A 15,238-nucleotide genomic window follows, 5' to 3' on the forward strand; every position below is an offset into this window, starting at 1 on the left:
AATCTCAGCCCAATCATCCAATTTGATCACCTTCCATAATGGTTGGTGGCCCTGTTTTCAGTTGGCGCTTTTGGCCCTGTTTTCAGTCGGCGTTAACAAGGACAGACATCCAGAACTTGGCGCCCTCACCGCCAGTGCCGGCCCACAACCCGAGAATATCCTTCTCACCGTCCAAGGTCACGCCGATGGCCGCGTAGATGGGCCGGTTGGCGACCTGCCCGTCTCGGATCTTTACCACGATCGCATCGATGAAGATCGCCGCGTAAACCGGGCAGTTTCTACTGGTCGTTGCGAATCCCGAGCAGGGAGAAACCAATGGTCAGATTTGCACCGAACAAGATGCCGGCAGCGGTTAAGCGTCGTTACTTCGTATTGATTCGCCAGGGCCTGTCGGGGTCTGAGGCGGCCCGACAGGTCGGAGTGTCGCTCAGTTGCGGATCGTTGTGGTTCATCGATGCTGGCAGTATGACTGTCGTCGAACGCGTCCCCATCTGTTCCCGCTATTTCTCTCAGGACGACCGAATCGAAATCGGAGACGGCCTCGCCGCAGGCGAGGCCGTGAAAAAGATCGCTGTCCGGATTGGGAAAAGCTTCCAGAGCGTCTATCGAGAGATCGCACGCAACCGCAAGGCCGACGGCTCATACCAGCCCTGGTTCGCCCACAACCGGGCGCATCTGCAGCGCAAGCGGCCGAAGGTCCGCGTCTTCGAGGAGGTCCCAGCTCTTCGAAGCATCGTTGCAGTGAAACTTGCGAAACGATGGTCGCCGGGCCAGATCAGCAGATGGCTGAGACGACGCTATCCGAACAAACTAACCTGGCACGTCTGTCCTGAGACGATCTACGACGGTGTGTATCGCGGGCTGATCATCGTGGCCACCCCCGCGAGCCTGCGCACGGGACGCACGTACCGGCACCGTCGCGGGCGCGGCAGATCCAAAGACGGTTCACTGAAGCAGTCCACCAAAATGTGCTCCATCCACGAACGCCCAGCACACGTCGAATCCCGGCTCCAAGCCGGGCATTGGGAAGGAGACCTCATCTTGGGCACCAGTAACGGCTCAGCAATTGCCACGCTCGTGGAACGCAAGACCCGCATGACGATCCTCGTCTTCCTCCAGAGCGACCACAGCGCACAAACCGTCGGTGACGCACTCATCGGTGCGTTCTCGAGCCTGCCGTCGTCGCTCCGACGCACGCTGACATGGGATCAAGGCAACGAAATGTTCCATCACAAGCGCATCGAGACGAAGACTGGGCTTCGTATCTACTTTGCCGACCCGCACTCGCCGTGGCAGCGAGGGACCAATGAAAACACCAATGGGCTCCTGCGCCAATACTTCCCGAAGGGGACTGACCTCAGCCAGTGGGACCAAGATCACCTCAACGCTGTGGCCGACGAACTTAACGGTCGACCCAGAGCCTGCCTCAAAGACCGCACACCCCACCAGGCCATGAGACGATTAGGACACAGAACTAAGGCACACACGATTCGCAACGACCCCTAGAAACTGCCCCGCGTCCAACGGGCGTGACTGCCACGTCTGCATCTCCTCGATCACCTTGTCCGTGATGCGGGAAATGGTCTCTTTCGATACCTGCGCGCCGTGGATCTGGTTGAAGTGCGCGCTGATCTCGCCGGTCGTGAGACCGCGTGCATACAAGGACAGCACGATCTCATCGACGCCAGTCAAACGTCGTTGTCGTTTGGGCACGATCACCGAAGTGAACGTGGCGCCCCGATCACGGGGCACCTGAATGGTCACCGGCCCCGTCGACGGCCTGATCACCGTTTTGGTGCGGGTCCTATTGCGCACGTTCGAGTCGTCACACTCGTCCGGCGCACGGTTCTTTTCATGACCGAGGTGATCGGTCATTTCCTCGTTCAGCGCGGCCTCAAGAAATGTTTTCGTGAACTTGCCCAGCAGCCCATCAGGACCGTCCAGGGCCAGGCCCTGCTCTTTGGCCAGGCGCACCTATTCCTTCGCCGCCACCGCCTCACGAGTGGGCTCAGATTTCGTTTTCTTCGTCACAGCATCAAGTGTCGTCATCACGGCACCTCTCCCGCCAGACCTAAGTCCAGCGCGTCAGGCCGGAGACACCGTTTAAGAGACAGCCCCGACCAATCCGCCGTTGTTCAAGCAGCAGTGCGAGGCGGTCGGTATCGGCAGGATCGGGGGGTCGAAAAGGGCCAAGGCTTTCGTCGACGAGTTGCGGCGCTCCGGCGTGATCGAATAGCTAGCGATGTCCGCGGATGTCGGGACGGAGCGCCGCCGTTGAGTGCCCGCGGAGCGCGCCGAGCCAGAGACCTGTCCCGTAGGCGAGGTCGTCGGCTCGGCGTGCGATCCCGAAGCGCACGATGTCGAGTTGCGGTTTTGTGCGTCGGTAGTCGAGGACGACGTCGAGTATGGCGGCGGCGATCGTTGCCCGGCGTACCCGTCGGGAGATGATGCTGCCGAGCACCGCGATTGGCCACCAGTGCCGCGTGAGCAGGGCCATCGTCTGCGAAACCGATGCGGCGACGCCGGTGGCTGTCAGCTCGATACCGATACGCAGCGGATGCTCATGGCGGGATAGCTTGCGCGAGATGCGCACTGCGGCAACGGCCGAAATTCCGAGGGCGAGAGGAACCGACCAGGCCCGCTGGGCGAGCAACGCCACGATGACGCCGACGCTCCAGGGCGCGAGGATCGCCGGGGCGATGTTGCCTGGATGTCGGAGTGCCAGTGCGTGGCCGCCCGTGCCATAGAACGCTTTGCGCTTGGCCCAGTCGGGAAACGTGACTCGGTGTTCATGGGCGCTCGTCGTGGCCGGTTCGTAGCGCACCCTCCAGCCCTGTTCGACGAGTGTCCAAACGAGGTCGACGTCTTCGCCGACTCGCATACCGTCGCTGAACCCGGCGCCGAGGGCTTCGACACGGGCCACGACGAAAGCCGTTGACACCCACGACACCCGCGCGCGAGGCCGCACCGTGGCGGGAGTCGGTCCGAGGTCGAGCGATGACCGTGCGTCCTCGTAACGAGAGATCCAGTTGACTCGGGTCGACAACTGGAGTCCGATCACTCGCGGGGCGACGAGGGCAACCCTGGGATCAACGAAGTGCCGGAGCAATGTTGCTACAGCACCGTCGGTGACGACCATGTCGTTGTCAACGAACACCACATAGGTCGTCTGCACCAATCGCAGCCCCGCATTACGTGCGCCGGCCGGACCCAAATTCTCGGGCAGAGCGATGAAACGAGCTCCGGCTGCGGCGGCGATCTTTTTCACCTCGCTTGGATCGGGCGAAGCATCGTCGACGACGATGACGGATTTGTGTGGCCCAATGCTCGCGAGGAGGCGGTCGAGGGATTGCGGCCGACCGTAGGTTGGAATCACGTAGGTGACGTCGCTCTCATCCGCTGCCGGGAGCGTGTCGAGTACCGGATCGGCCATGCCAATTTCGAGCAGCTTGTCCACGAGGGCACCCGAGCCGGCACGGTCGACGGCCAGGCGGCGCCCGGCGAACATTCTGACGGCGGCCCGGGAGAGATAGATTGCGCGGGTCGGGGAGCCGCCGACCAAGGATCGGCCTTGGTCACGCACTGTGACCGTGCGGTTGAGTTCGACCGTGAAACCGGGCGGGAGCGAGGCGACGGGCGGCTTCATGCTCGATCTTCCGTGGCGACAGGTGCCGGTACTGTGCACCGGTCGGGGTCGCGGAGGCAACCGCGGGGGTCGATGGACTCGCCGAGGATCCGGCGCTGCACACCGTCGCACATCTCAGCCATGAGGGCAGCGCCGGTCATGGCGGTGGCTCCGGTCGGGTCGCCCAAAATCCCGGTCGGCGACACCGCTCGCACGCCCTCCGACGCGAGCCGGCTAAAAAGGGCAGACATCGGCGTCGTCGCGCCAGGTACAACCAATGCCAGATCGACCAACTTGGCGTCGAGATGCAGCAGAATCGATGTCTCGGTGATTCCGGCGTGGGCATGTCCCCGGGCAACCGTGCACGGAGCCCAGGCAACAGTGTGACCTTCGTCCCGGAGCAGAGAAACGGATGCGGTGAGCGCAGCAAGGTTTCCGCCATGGCCGTTGACGAGCACAATGCGACCAGCCCAGGTCGACAGGGAGCGCACCAGTTCGATAATCATCGTCGTGAGCGCTTCGGTGCCGATCGACACGGTTCCCGGAAAATCCTGGTGCTCACCACTCGCCCCGTACTGCAGGGCGGGGGCGACGACGACCGAATGCCCCCTGATGGTCAGATCCGCGGCGACTCGCTCTGCCACCGCCGAGGCGATTATGGTGTCGGTGGAGAACGGCAGGTGTGGTCCGTGCTGCTCCGTCGACCCGAGGGGTACGAGCACGACTGGGGTCGGCGGCAGCGATGGCCAGGTGCTATACGCCAATTCACCGTGCACTTGTGACCCCTCGTTCGACTTCTAGTCTGGCCCCGAAAAGTACCGGGCGCCGCCGCCGTGGCGGTGACGTGAATGATGGTGACGTGATTATTGCCGGGTCGTTGCCTCGACGTTGCTCAGTGTCGCGCCCAGGGTGCGCGAGAACGTCGGCGGGATGTAGAAGTCTGCAGGTGATAGCTCGTGGATTGAATCATGGCCAAGGCCGAGAACGGCCGAGTCAAGTCCGCCGCGCAGAATGTCGAGTACGTTCTCGACTCCGGCCTGGCCATTTGCAGCGAGGCCCCACAGATAAGCGCGGCCGATCATGACCGCGCGCGCACCGAGCGCGAGGGCCTTGGCCACGTCGCTGCCCCGACGGATGCCACCGTCAAGCACAATTTCCACGTCGCCGCCAACGGCTTCGACGATCGACGCGAGCATACGGATCGTCGCCGGTGTTCCGTCGAGGTTGTTGCCGCCGTGATTGGACACGGAAATGGCGGTTACACCCGCGTCGACGGCTCGATGGGCGTCGTCGATGCGGGTGACGCCCTTGAGCATGAAGGGTCCTCCCCAGGTTTCGCACATCCAGGCGACGTCCTCCCAGGAGGGTGGTGGCGTCTGCATCCACTCGTAGTAGGCGCCGAAGAATGTTGGTGCAGTGCCGCCGGGAGGAGTGAGATTGGGAGCGGTGAGGTCGGGGATATGCCCGGACTTCGCGAAGCGCAGAAGCCATTGTGGGTGGGGGAGCACGTTGGGCGCGAAATTGATCATTGTCTTCAGGCTCATCTTTTCCGGAATCTGCGGGCTGCCCCAGTCGCGACCGTTGGAGAAGGACCAATCGAGGGTGGCGATGAGTCCCTTGGCGCCGGCGGCCCGCGCCCGGTCCATTCGCTGCACCATCGATTCTCGCGAACCCGACCAGTACATTTGGAAGAACGTGTTCGGGTTGGCAGCAATTACGTCTTCAACAGGTTTGCTGGCGAACGAACTCAGGCCCATGATGGTGCCGCGGTTAGCGGATGCCCGGGCAACGGCCACTTCACCGTCGGGGTGCACAGCCTGCACACCTGTGGGGGAAATGATGACCGGCAAAGAAATGGGTATGCCCATCACTGTTGTCGTGAGATCGCGCACCGCCTGGTGCCCGGCGACATGCGGTGCGAAGCCGAGTTCGCCAAACGCTGCCATGTTGTCGTCGATGGTCAGCCCGCGCTCAGACCCCGCAACGAGAGCCCCGTAGACGGAGGAGGGAAGTACTCTCTTCGCTCGTCGCTGTGCCTCGGCAACGGTTTCGAACCATGCGTTTTTTGCCATGGGGGTTCCTGCTTTCTAGTATTCGTTTTAGGTTCTAAAGAGTCGACCGATAGCCGGAGCGACATCGCGGTGGGTGCGCACGAGATGAGCGGTTCCATGCCCGGCAGTCGCGAGCTGGCGGCCCACCGCGATGTCTTTTTCACCGCTCACGTCGATGAGTACGTCGAGTCGCCCCAGCCGGACCGCGCTCTCCCGTGGATCCGGACCCGCATTATGCACACAGTCCGACAACAGAATCACGCGTGCCTCCCGTGTTGGTACCTGCGCCAGCTGACGCGCCGCGAGTTCGAGTGGGAAGGCGATGTTCGTGAGCCCGCGGGCGGGCATCTGCAAGATGGAACTGAGCAGATCCATCGGCTTCACCTCCCGGCCGAGACCGAGCAGGATGGCCGCGTCCGACCAGAATGCGATGACGGCCAGGGAATCGTGCTGGAGTTCACCCGCGAGGGCACCGACCGTCGCGGCGGCGGTCTGCACTCGCTCGCCTTTCATTGATCCGGACACATCGACGAGCAGCACTACCGACCGGCGGGTGCGAATGCGCTCCCGCACGATGATGTCTTCGTCTTCCGGAATTGGGTGTTCGGCGAGCATCTCGATCGTGCGATCGAGATCGATCTCGTCCGACCCGGCCCGATAGGGCAAACTCTCGGGCTTGCCCGACCCGCGGTGCGCCAGCGAGTCTGTTCTTGGCCGGGGGATAGCCAGCCGCGCAGCTATCTGCCGGGCTCGCTCGCGCACGCTGGGATCGATGCCGACCACATCGGCGCCGCCGAGCACTATTTCACCTATTTCGTCGGTGTTTCCCGCTTCAGTGGTGCCCGGGGACGATTTGGGCGCGGGACCGCGCCCAATTGCCTGCGCGCGCAACACCATGCCTGCGCTCCCCGCGCCGCCGGGCTCAAAGACCACCGGATCCTCCGTGAGCTGCTTCGGCTTGCGACCCAACGCGGTTCTGGCCCGTTTCCGGCGGTCCGGCCTCGCAAGGGGCGAATCCGCTTCGACCTCCCTTCAACCCGGCTCGGCAATGGCTGGTTCCAAAACGAAACGACCTTCCCAGATCTCGCGAAGTACACGTTCGGGCGAGCTTTCCGCGGCCTCGTCGAGGTGGATGCGACCGGACAGGGAGACGGTCATGGCATCATAGACGAGTTCTTTGTAGCCGTCGTCGTGCGGTGACCTGAGGTGTCGAAGCAGTGCAAGTTGCAGCGCGACGAGGACACAGTCAATTGCGCCGCGCACGCTGCTTCCCTGGCGTACATCCGGGTGACGCCTCGTTGCCCGGGTGACGGATACCGCATCGATAACGAGGCGATTGGCGAGATCACCGTCGGCCTGGGTACGAAGCGTCACGATTCCGCGTTCGGCTGGCTCGTCCTGATAGCCGATCGCGAGTCGGTTCAACCGGTCGTGCACGCTCGTTGACAACCGCGTCGTGCCGACGTTGTCATAGGGGTTCATCGACGCAACGACTCGGAAGGTCGGTGCCGCGATGATGGTGCCGACCCGGGGCACCGCGATGGCACGATCAGCCATCGCGGTGAGCAGTGTGTTGAGGGTGTCTTCCGGTGCCCGGTTGAACTCCTCTATATAGAGGAACCCGCCGCGTTGCATCGCTTCGATGAGGGGCCCAGCCACGAAGTTGTCGGAGCTATAGTCCTCCCGCAGCACCCGCGCGGGATTGTGGTGACCAACGAGTTTGGCCGGGGTGAGGTCGGCATTACCCTCGACGAAGAGCAAGGGGATACCCCATTCTTCGGTGATGGCTTTCAGTATGGTGGTTTTGCTGGTCCCCGGCGGCCCCTCAAGTAGGATGTCGCGGCTGGCTGCGACGGCCGCAAGTGTCAGTTCGAGCTCACGCTCCCGTCCGACGAGGTGCGCTGCTACCCGTTTCTGGGTGTCGACGATGGTATTGGTGGGTGCCACGTGTTCTCCTTCATCTGGAACAGGGCTGGTTTACTTGATGGATGCTCCACCGTCGACCGGGATCTGGCCTCCGCTGACGTAGTATGACTGGTCGGAAGCGAGCCAGGCGACCGCGTTCGACACGTGGATTGGCTCGATCCAAGCCTTGCCCATAGGGTTCAGCCCGGCGAATGCGGGTTCGGCATCCTCGGCCTGAGGATCGTCAAGGTCTGGGCGGAACAGCTTGTAGGTGTTGCTGTTCTTCACCATCTTCGTGTCGATCGAGTTCGGGTGGATCGTATTGACCCGAATTCCGTGAGGACCGAGTTCATTGGCGAGTACCTTCATCAGACCGACGATGCCGTGCTTGGTAGTCGTATAGGCGGCGACGTTGGCGAGTCCCTTGAATCCGGCCAGTGAGGAGATAATAATGACCGATCCACCGGCACCGGATGCGATCAGATGGTCGGCAGCCGCTTTGTAGGTGTGCCATACCCCGGTCAGGTTAATGTCCATGAGGTCTTTCCAGGACTGCTCTTCGATCTTCTGGGTGTCCGATCCGAAGGTGAAGATTCCGGCGTTGGCGACGACGATGTCGAGCCGTCCCAGTTCTGCGACGCCCTCATCCACGGCCTTGGTCAGCGCGTCGATATCGCGCACATCCGCCTGTTTCGCCACGATACGCCGGTCGAGAGCTTCGACCTGCCGTACGGTCTCCGCCAGGTCCTCGGCGGTTGCTGGCTCATAGAATGTGGTGACGCTGTCGACGCCTTCGCAGAGGTCGATCGCGATGATGTCGGCGCCCTCCTGCGCCAGACGAATGGCGTGGCTTCTGCCCTGCCCTCTCGCTGCGCCGGTGATGAAGGCGACTTTGCCGTCGAGGTTTCCCATGTCTGTCTCTTTTCTTCCATATGTGGCGGTGCGCTTCGCGTCGCCACGCGTCAATTGGTTACTTGACGAGGTTGCCCGCGTCCACGGGGAGGGTAACGCCGGTGATGAATCTCGCCTCGTCGGAGGCCAGGAACAATACCGCGTTGCTGATATCGACCGGCTCCACCCAAGGCACTGGCAGGGCGTTGATACTCTTGAAAGCCTCGACTGCCGAATCCTGAGTGGGGTTCGCATTGGCCGGATCGAACAACCCCCAAACGTCTTCGTTCTGGATCATGATTGTGTTGACCGTTGTTGGATGCACCGAGTTCACTCGAATTGAGTATTGGGCGAACTCGTTGGCAAGCGTCCGCATGATGCCGACGACCCCATGCTTGGCTGCTGTGTAGTGGACGGTGTTAGCGAGTCCTTTAATCCCCGCAGTCGAACTGGTAAGAATGATCGACCCGCCTCGTCCACCTTCGATGAGGTGCGGTAGGGCCGCCTTGCAGGTGTTCCAAACGCCGGTCAGATTAATGTCGATGGTTTCCTGCCATGCGGTGTCGTCAAGCTCGAGCGCCGGGGACATCTGAAAGATCCCCGCGTTGGCCGATACGATATCGAGCCGTCCGAGCTGAGCGACTCCATCGGCCAGCACCGTTTTTAGCGCTGCTGAGTCACGTACATCGGCCTGTGTGGCGATGATGCGGCGATCCAACGCTTCCACCTGGCGCACGGTCTCGGCAAGATCTTCCTCGGTGGCCATTGGGTATGCATGCACCGACCCGACCGAACCGACGATGTCGACAGCAATGATGTCCGCGCCTTCCTGGGCCAGTCGTAATGCATGACTGCGCCCCTGACTCCTAGCGGCACCGGTGATGAACGCTACCTTGCCTTCTACTCTTCCCATGATCTTGTTCTCCTCGTCGAGTTGTGAAACGAATATTCTTACTTGATGCTGCCGCCCGCGTCGACAGGCAGGGTAACGCCGGTGATGTATCTAGCCTCGTCGGAGGCCAGGAACAGTAACGCATTGGAAATATCAATTGGTTCCAGCCACGGAATCGGCAGCGCCTGCATAGCAACCGATGCAGTCTTGAAGTCTTCGCGGGTGGGGTTCTTCAGATCAGGGCGGAATAGCTTGTAGATTGCCTCGTTCTGGATCATGTCGGTGTTAACCTGCGTCGGATGGATACTGTTCACACGGATCATGTGTGGTGCCAGTTCAAGGGCCAGCGTTCGCATGAGTCCCACGACACCGTGCTTAGCTGCGGTGTAGTGAGCAAGGTTCTGATAAACCATCAAAGCGGCGTTGGAACTGGTCAGGATGATGGATCCACCGCGCCCGCCCGCCTTGATGTGCGGGATTGCTGCTTTTGTGGTGCGCCAGACACCGGACAGGTTCACGTTGATCATGTCTGTCCAGATCTCCTCCGATAGCTCCTCGGTGGGTGCCATGTCGGTTACGATGCCAGCGTTGGCCGACACGATGTCGAGGCGTCCGAGCTGCGCTACACCCTCATCCACTGCGGATTTCAGGGCGTCAAAATCGCGCACATCTGCCTTAGTAGCGATGATGCGACGATCGAGTGCCTCGACCTGACGAACGGTCTCGGCCAGATCTTCTTCCGTGGCCCCGGCGTACGGCGCTCCGGGAATGTCCTCACAGACATCGATCGCGATGATATCTGCGCCTTCTTGTGCCAGTCGGATAGCGTGACTACGCCCCTGGCCTCTGGCTGCACCCGTGATGAATGCGACTTTGCCTTCTACTCTTCCCATGGTTTCCTCCTCATTTTTGATGTTCAGGTTCTATACAGTCGACTGAGACCGGCACGCCTTCCGATCGGAAGGCGTGCTCCGCGACTGCGTCGTGCTGCACCTCACGGCTCAGAGTCCCCGTTCGCCGAAGCAGTCGCGCGTTCCGATCCTTGATAACGCATTTTTTGGCTGAAGACCACCGACTCTCTGTCGCAAGCGCACCGGGCGCTTGTCACGTCTCTCTGGGTTGCGAACTCTAACTACAACCCCACGTTCCGTCTCCGCAGCTCTCCCCGGCGCAGCTGGATTGCGAAGTTGCGAGCAGGTTCATCCCGGCCAGTGGGCTCTCGTCACAAGCTCCTGCCGGTGGTTGTTCGGGCGTGAACCCGACGAGGGGACTGACTTCGCAGTCGCTGGCGTTCACTGGAACCATCCCGGCGCGACGGCTCAGTGTGAGCTGTACCGGGCCCATTCCTTCGCGTCCGGCTCGGGTAGTGCGGTGGGAGTGGTCGACGATTGACGATTTTGGAAGCTCCACCGCTTTGCCCTTGCGGTTCTTTAGCAACTCTTCGCCGTAGCCCTGGACGCATTCCGGGTCGGGACCATCCAGCGGTAATCCAGTGAAGAATTTGGCGGCCATGCAGCCGCCCTTGCAAGTGTCGAAAAACGCGCATGAGGTGCACGCTCCACCCGACTGCGGTTCGCGCAGTTTGAGAAAGAGTTCCGAGTGCTGCCAGACCTCTTGGAAGCCGCCCTCTGAGCGCACATTGCCGGCGAGGAACTCTTCGTGAATGGCGAAGGGGCACGCGTAGACGTCCCCGACGGGGTCTATGAGGCAGACAACACGACCTGCGCCGCACAGGTTAAGGCCGGGCAGTGCGTCTCCAAAAGCAGAGAGATGGAAGAACGAGTCTCCGGTGAGCACACCATCTCCGTGTGCGACGAGCCAGTCGTAGAGTTCGCGCTGCTGCATTTGGGTCGGGTGCAGTTCGTCCCAGACGTCCGCTCCACGACCAGAGGGGCGCAGGCGGGTGAGCCGCAATTGAGCGTCAAACTTGTCGGCGATGGCCTTGAAATCGTCGAGCTGGCTGATGTTCTGGCTCGTACAAACGACCGAGATCTTGAATCCCTTGAAGCCTGCTTCATACATGTTCTGCATGGCTTTCATAGCCGTGGCGTAGGAGCCGGGGCCGCGCACATGATCGTTGACTTCCGCTGTTGCGCCGTCGAGCGAGATCTGCACGTCGACGTAGTCGCTTCTGACGAGACGCTGGGCAATGTCCGGGGAGATTTTCACGCCGTTGGTGGAGAATTTGACTCCGACGTGGTGCTCTGATGCGTAGTCGACGAGTTCCCAGAAATCGGGACGCACAGTCGGCTCGCCGCCACCGATGTTGACGTAGAAGACCTGCATCCGCTCGAACTCGTCGATGACTGCCTTCGCTTCTGCCGTCGTCAGCTCGCGAGGATCGCGGCGCCCGGAACTCGAGAGGCAGTGAACACAGGACAGATTGCAGGCGTAGGTCAGTTCCCAGGTGAGACAGATGGGGGCGTCAAGGCCGTATTCGAAGAGATCGACGAGACGCTCGGTCTTTCGGGGAGTATCTTTCGGGGCGAGAACGAACGGGGACGTTCGGGGTGCATCAAGGAGCGTCATGAGGTCCTTTCAACGACCATGGAGGATTTCGCGAGGGTGCCGAGAGCACGCTGATAGCGGGGCAGATCACTCTCAGCGATGCCCGCGGCCGTGCACGCTGCACGGGCAGAAGGTACGTCGGCGAGAGTCCTCACGACGGCGAGAAGCGTCGTATCTTTTAGGAATGAGAGCTGGCGGGTACCGAAATGGTAGAGCAGCGCACCGAACGGCTCCGGGCGAACAGATACTTGGGGATGGAGATCCCATCCCCGGTCAAGATCCAGGCCTGGCATGTCAGCGATTTAGTAGACGCCGCACATGCCGTCGATCGAGATCTCCTCGACCAGGGTGTCGGATTCGAGATCGGACCCCGCGGATTGTTCAGGGCCGGCGGTTGCGGATTCGGTGGGGCTGGTTTTTTTTGCGGAAACCATGCGGTTCTCCTTGCGATAGAAATCGACATCGGTGGCGAAAGTCTCGTGCATGCACCAGACTAGTGGCACTCAGTGCCGAAAGTATAGGGATGAGAACAAATGATTGAATGCTCTGTGGCACCGCGGATGGGCCGACAGCCACTGACGACCCGCGCCGCCCTGAGCCACGTAGCACTTCGGCTTTTTCTCGAGCGTGGTTTCGACCAGACGACCGTCGACGACATTGCCACCGCCGCCGGAATCGGGCGTCGAACCCTGTTTCGCTACTTTCCCTCCAAGAACGATCTGCCCTGGGGTGACTTTGACGCTGAACTCGCGCGTATGCGCGCGTTCCTCGCTGCTACGGACACGACCGTGTCTCTAGTCGATGCGCTCGCCCGGGCGGTCGTCGAATTCAATCGATTTCCGTCAGAAGAAGTCCCCTTTCATCGCGAGCGGATGAACCTGTTGCTGAACGTTCCTGCGCTCGTGGCGCACTCCACACTGCGATATGCCGAGTGGCGCTTTGTGGTGTCGGATTTCGCGGCTGGCCGCTTGGGAGTCGCTGTTGACGCGATCGAACCGACGGTGATCGGCTGGGTATTCCTCGGTGCATCGCTCGCCGCGTACGAGCAGTGGCTCAGAACTGACGGCTCCAACCTCATTGAGCTGCTCGAGTCGGCCTTGCTCCTGCTTAAGGAGGGTTTCACGTTGGGTGAATTACCAACAGTTGGACCCGGAGGACAGGCATGAACCCACGGGTACCGGTGTCGAACTTATCGGACGTGAACTATGACGTGATCGTGGTCGGTGCCGGCGCAGCCGGAGCCCCACTCGCAGCCCGACTGAGTGAAGATCCCGAGAGACGGGTGCTGCTCCTTGAGGCAGGACCGGTGCCGCGGTCCGCCGCCGAATTCCCGCCCGAGTTACTCGATGCTGGAACCGTGCAGGGAGCGACGCCGGGACATCCGCAGAATTGGTCGTTCACAGGTAATCTCACACCGAAACTGCCCTACTCAATCGCGCGCGGCCGGATCCTCGGTGGATCATCGACGATCAACGGCTCGTACTTCATTCGTGCAAGAAAAGCCGACTTCGATTCCTGGTCTATCGGGTCACCCGAATGGGCCTGGGAAAAGGTATTGCCGTTCTATCACCGGATCGAAACCGACCTGCAGTATGGCGAGTCCGCCGTTCACGGTGGTGCGGGGCCGATGGTCGTCGGTCGGCCTCCGCAGGACCATCCAGTGACCGTCGCTTTTCGCGCGGCGGCCGTGGAGCTGGGCTTCGCCGACGAACCTGACAAGAACGATCAGGGTATTCCGGGACACGGACCGCTCCCGATGAACACGCTTGACGGCGTGCGTCAGAACACCGGGATCGCCTATCTGAATCCGGTGCGGCACCGCAGAAACCTCACGGTGTCGGGTGACAGCTACGTGCGCCGTGTACTGTTCGAGGGAACAAGAGCCATCGGTGTCGAGGTCACGCGGGGCGGCGGGATCGTTCAGCTGCGAGGCCGAGAGATTGTGCTCTCGGCAGGCGCGATCAAATCACCTCATCTGCTGCTGGTCTCAGGGGTGGGCCCCCGGGAGCAACTGGAACAATTCAACATTCCAGTCGTGCGCGACTTGCCCGGGGTCGGGGCGAATTTCAGCGATCACCCAGATATCGCCGTGCTGTGGCAGCCGCGCCGACAGATCGTTGACTACCGCACGTCGCAGTCGATGTCGGCGTGCCTGAACTTCACGGCGACCGGTTCTACTGCGCCCGGGGATCTGGAGATTCTCCCGATGCTTAAACCGATGGGGTATCTGTTGACCGGCAGCGCGCGCGGCATCATGGTCGGGGTACGCGCCGCAGCGAGGCGTCCGCTTCGATCACTTCGGGCGATGCGCGGGGTGTCGATGCGGCGCTTCGCAAACCAGATCGCCTCTCGGGGGGACCTCGCGCTGCTCGTCGCCGTGCAGTCCGAGACTTCGCGCGGACGTATCAGCCTCGAGTCGGACGATCCAGACGTGCAACCGCGCATCGACCACAACTACCTCTCGACCGAACACGACCTCAAACGCATGCGCGAAGTTGTGCGGGTGGCGGTACATTTGCTGCGAACAGATGCCTACAGGCACCTGTTTAAGCGATTGACCGAACTGACCGACACCGTGCTCGAGAGCGATGAACTGCTCGATGATTGGCTACGCTGCCACCTCGGCACCGCTATCCACTTGTGCGGCAGTGCACGGTTTGGGCCAGCAGATGATCCGGGGGCCGTCGTCGATCAATACGGGCGCGTGCACGGTGTCGAGGGGTTGCACGTCGCCGACACCTCGATCCTGCCGACCACGCCCGTGCGCGGACCGGCCGCGACCGCCGTTCTCGTCGGGGAGCGCATGGCCGACTTTATTCGCCGCGGAATGTAAGGCGGACTTTTTACGGCCTGTACCCCGATGATTATCGCCCGGAGGACGATTCCAACGCCGATAGAAGGGAAGATCGTTCACGAGCCCTGCACAGGATCTAGCGCCCACAATCAACGCCCCTGGGCGTTCTTCACAGTCCGGCCGTGACGCCAACGCATCCCCGTACGCCGGTTGATCTTCAACATTCGGCACGCCTAGGCGTTACTGATTGCCTGCCTCATTAGCCGAGCATCTTCAACGCGCGTCTCGGCCATCGGCAGCGCCGGTCACCTTCTTGCGGCTTCGGGAACCGTCTGTCATCGCTACTCCTAAAACTCAGGTGTTGCGACGTTGGCTGGAAAACGCCCAGCCTGTCATGGCCGCCGACACACCGTCTGCGTGAAGTCGGTTCGGACTTTGCGCGGCGCTGTCCCCGATGACGGCAATTGGTTGGCGCTGCATGTGCTGGCAACGGCATGCCGCCGAGGGAGGGGGCTATGTTGGGTGGGAGATGCAAGCGGCATCGGAGTTGGTTGAGGTACCGCCGGTCCGGA

At 61.6% G+C, this 15,238-nt stretch carries 14 protein-coding genes and 2 pseudogenes; 3 read left to right on the plus strand and 13 right to left on the minus strand.

Annotated features, from left to right (window positions below):
* Nucleotides 1-91: 91 nt before the first annotated feature.
* Nucleotides 92-268, minus strand: a pseudogene (locus E3T43_RS03175) (transposase); the annotation flags it as partial.
* A gap of 197 nt (nt 269-465) precedes the next feature.
* Between E3T43_RS03175 and E3T43_RS03180 the strand changes: the two are divergent.
* Nucleotides 466-1,506 carry an IS30 family transposase gene (locus E3T43_RS03180; RefSeq protein WP_198414292.1) on the plus strand — a complete coding sequence of 347 codons (1,041 nt, stop codon included), beginning with the start codon at nt 466-468 and terminating at the stop codon, nt 1,504-1,506.
* Nucleotides 1,507-1,518: 12 nt separating this feature from the next.
* Here E3T43_RS03180 and E3T43_RS03185 read toward each other — a convergent pair.
* The 12 genes and pseudogenes from E3T43_RS03185 to mftA all read right to left on the minus strand — a co-directional run.
* A pseudogene (locus E3T43_RS03185) lies at nt 1,519-1,974 on the minus strand (transposase); the annotation flags it as partial.
* 262 nt (nt 1,975-2,236) lie between these two features.
* Nucleotides 2,237-3,646, minus strand: a complete 1,410-nt coding sequence (gene mftF, locus E3T43_RS03190) for a mycofactocin biosynthesis glycosyltransferase MftF (protein ID WP_134471304.1) — start codon at nt 3,644-3,646, stop codon at nt 2,237-2,239.
* A complete protein-coding gene (gene mftE / locus E3T43_RS03195; RefSeq protein WP_134471305.1) occupies nt 3,643-4,401 on the minus strand; it encodes a mycofactocin biosynthesis peptidyl-dipeptidase MftE in 759 nt (252 codons plus the stop codon). Before mftE ends, mftF begins: the two co-directional genes overlap by 4 nt.
* An 87-nt stretch (nt 4,402-4,488) precedes the next feature.
* Nucleotides 4,489-5,697 carry a pre-mycofactocin synthase MftD gene (gene mftD, locus E3T43_RS03200; protein WP_134471306.1) on the minus strand — a complete coding sequence of 403 codons (1,209 nt, stop codon included), beginning with the start codon at nt 5,695-5,697 and terminating at the stop codon, nt 4,489-4,491.
* Between the two features lie 27 nt (nt 5,698-5,724).
* Nucleotides 5,725-6,609, minus strand: coding sequence for a VWA domain-containing protein (locus E3T43_RS03205; protein WP_198414294.1), 885 nt, complete (start codon nt 6,607-6,609; stop codon nt 5,725-5,727).
* A gap of 99 nt (nt 6,610-6,708) precedes the next feature.
* Nucleotides 6,709-7,623, minus strand: coding sequence for a MoxR family ATPase (locus tag E3T43_RS03210; protein WP_134471308.1), 915 nt, complete (start codon nt 7,621-7,623; stop codon nt 6,709-6,711).
* Between the two features lie 30 nt (nt 7,624-7,653).
* A complete protein-coding gene (locus E3T43_RS03215) occupies nt 7,654-8,493 on the minus strand; it encodes a mycofactocin-coupled SDR family oxidoreductase (RefSeq protein WP_134471309.1) in 840 nt (279 codons plus the stop codon).
* Nucleotides 8,494-8,551: 58 nt separating this feature from the next.
* Nucleotides 8,552-9,385: a mycofactocin-coupled SDR family oxidoreductase gene (locus tag E3T43_RS03220; RefSeq protein WP_166791219.1), complete on the minus strand. Its 834-nt coding sequence runs from the start codon at nt 9,383-9,385 to the stop codon at nt 8,552-8,554.
* Between the two features lie 38 nt (nt 9,386-9,423).
* Nucleotides 9,424-10,257 (minus strand): mycofactocin-coupled SDR family oxidoreductase, encoded by an 834-nt coding sequence (locus E3T43_RS03225; RefSeq protein ID WP_134471311.1) that lies wholly within the window; start codon nt 10,255-10,257, stop codon nt 9,424-9,426.
* 235 nt (nt 10,258-10,492) lie between these two features.
* Complete coding sequence (mftC, locus tag E3T43_RS03230; protein ID WP_134471312.1) at nt 10,493-11,893, minus strand: mycofactocin radical SAM maturase; 1,401 nt, start codon at nt 11,891-11,893, stop codon at nt 10,493-10,495.
* Nucleotides 11,890-12,165 (minus strand): mycofactocin biosynthesis chaperone MftB, encoded by a 276-nt coding sequence (mftB, locus tag E3T43_RS19545; RefSeq protein ID WP_092453130.1) that lies wholly within the window; start codon nt 12,163-12,165, stop codon nt 11,890-11,892. The genes mftC and mftB overlap by 4 nt, the downstream gene beginning before the upstream one ends.
* A gap of 9 nt (nt 12,166-12,174) precedes the next feature.
* Complete coding sequence (gene mftA, locus E3T43_RS03240; RefSeq protein ID WP_134471313.1) at nt 12,175-12,306, minus strand: mycofactocin precursor MftA; 132 nt, start codon at nt 12,304-12,306, stop codon at nt 12,175-12,177.
* A gap of 126 nt (nt 12,307-12,432) precedes the next feature.
* On the opposite strand from mftA, the gene mftR reads away from it, so the two are divergent.
* Both mftR and E3T43_RS03250 read left to right on the plus strand, forming a co-directional pair.
* The gene (gene mftR, locus E3T43_RS03245) at nt 12,433-13,038 is read left to right on the plus strand and encodes a mycofactocin system transcriptional regulator (RefSeq protein WP_198414295.1); all 606 of its coding nucleotides are present in this window, start codon (nt 12,433-12,435) and stop codon (nt 13,036-13,038) included.
* Nucleotides 13,035-14,705, plus strand: a complete 1,671-nt coding sequence (locus tag E3T43_RS03250) for a GMC family oxidoreductase N-terminal domain-containing protein (RefSeq protein ID WP_134471315.1) — start codon at nt 13,035-13,037, stop codon at nt 14,703-14,705. Before mftR ends, E3T43_RS03250 begins: the two co-directional genes overlap by 4 nt.
* Nucleotides 14,706-15,238: the final 533 nt, after the last annotated feature.

It is taken from the genome of Cryobacterium sp. Hh7, from assembly GCF_004403155.1.
Taxonomy (GTDB): Bacteria; Actinomycetota; Actinomycetes; order Actinomycetales; family Microbacteriaceae; genus Cryobacterium; species Cryobacterium levicorallinum.

What these genes read in the sequence shown, in the direction of transcription:
- mftD (WP_134471306.1), bottom strand. Translation starts at nt 5,697, where the DNA reads ATGGCAAAAAACGCATGGTTCGAAACCGTTGCCGAGGCACAGCGACGA.
- E3T43_RS03180 (WP_198414292.1), top strand. Translation starts at nt 466, where the DNA reads ATGACTGTCGTCGAACGCGTCCCCATCTGTTCCCGCTATTTCTCTCAG.
- E3T43_RS03215 (WP_134471309.1), bottom strand. Translation starts at nt 8,493, where the DNA reads ATGGGAAACCTCGACGGCAAAGTCGCCTTCATCACCGGCGCAGCGAGA.
- E3T43_RS03225 (WP_134471311.1), bottom strand. Translation starts at nt 10,257, where the DNA reads ATGGGAAGAGTAGAAGGCAAAGTCGCATTCATCACGGGTGCAGCCAGA.
- E3T43_RS03220 (WP_166791219.1), bottom strand. Translation starts at nt 9,385, where the DNA reads ATGGGAAGAGTAGAAGGCAAGGTAGCGTTCATCACCGGTGCCGCTAGG.
- mftF (WP_134471304.1), bottom strand. Translation starts at nt 3,646, where the DNA reads ATGAAGCCGCCCGTCGCCTCGCTCCCGCCCGGTTTCACGGTCGAACTC.
- mftC (WP_134471312.1), bottom strand. Translation starts at nt 11,893, where the DNA reads ATGACGCTCCTTGATGCACCCCGAACGTCCCCGTTCGTTCTCGCCCCG.
- mftR (WP_198414295.1), top strand. Translation starts at nt 12,433, where the DNA reads ATGGGCCGACAGCCACTGACGACCCGCGCCGCCCTGAGCCACGTAGCA.
- mftA (WP_134471313.1), bottom strand. Translation starts at nt 12,306, where the DNA reads ATGGTTTCCGCAAAAAAAACCAGCCCCACCGAATCCGCAACCGCCGGC.
- E3T43_RS03250 (WP_134471315.1), top strand. Translation starts at nt 13,035, where the DNA reads ATGAACCCACGGGTACCGGTGTCGAACTTATCGGACGTGAACTATGAC.
- mftB (WP_092453130.1), bottom strand. Translation starts at nt 12,165, where the DNA reads ATGCCAGGCCTGGATCTTGACCGGGGATGGGATCTCCATCCCCAAGTA.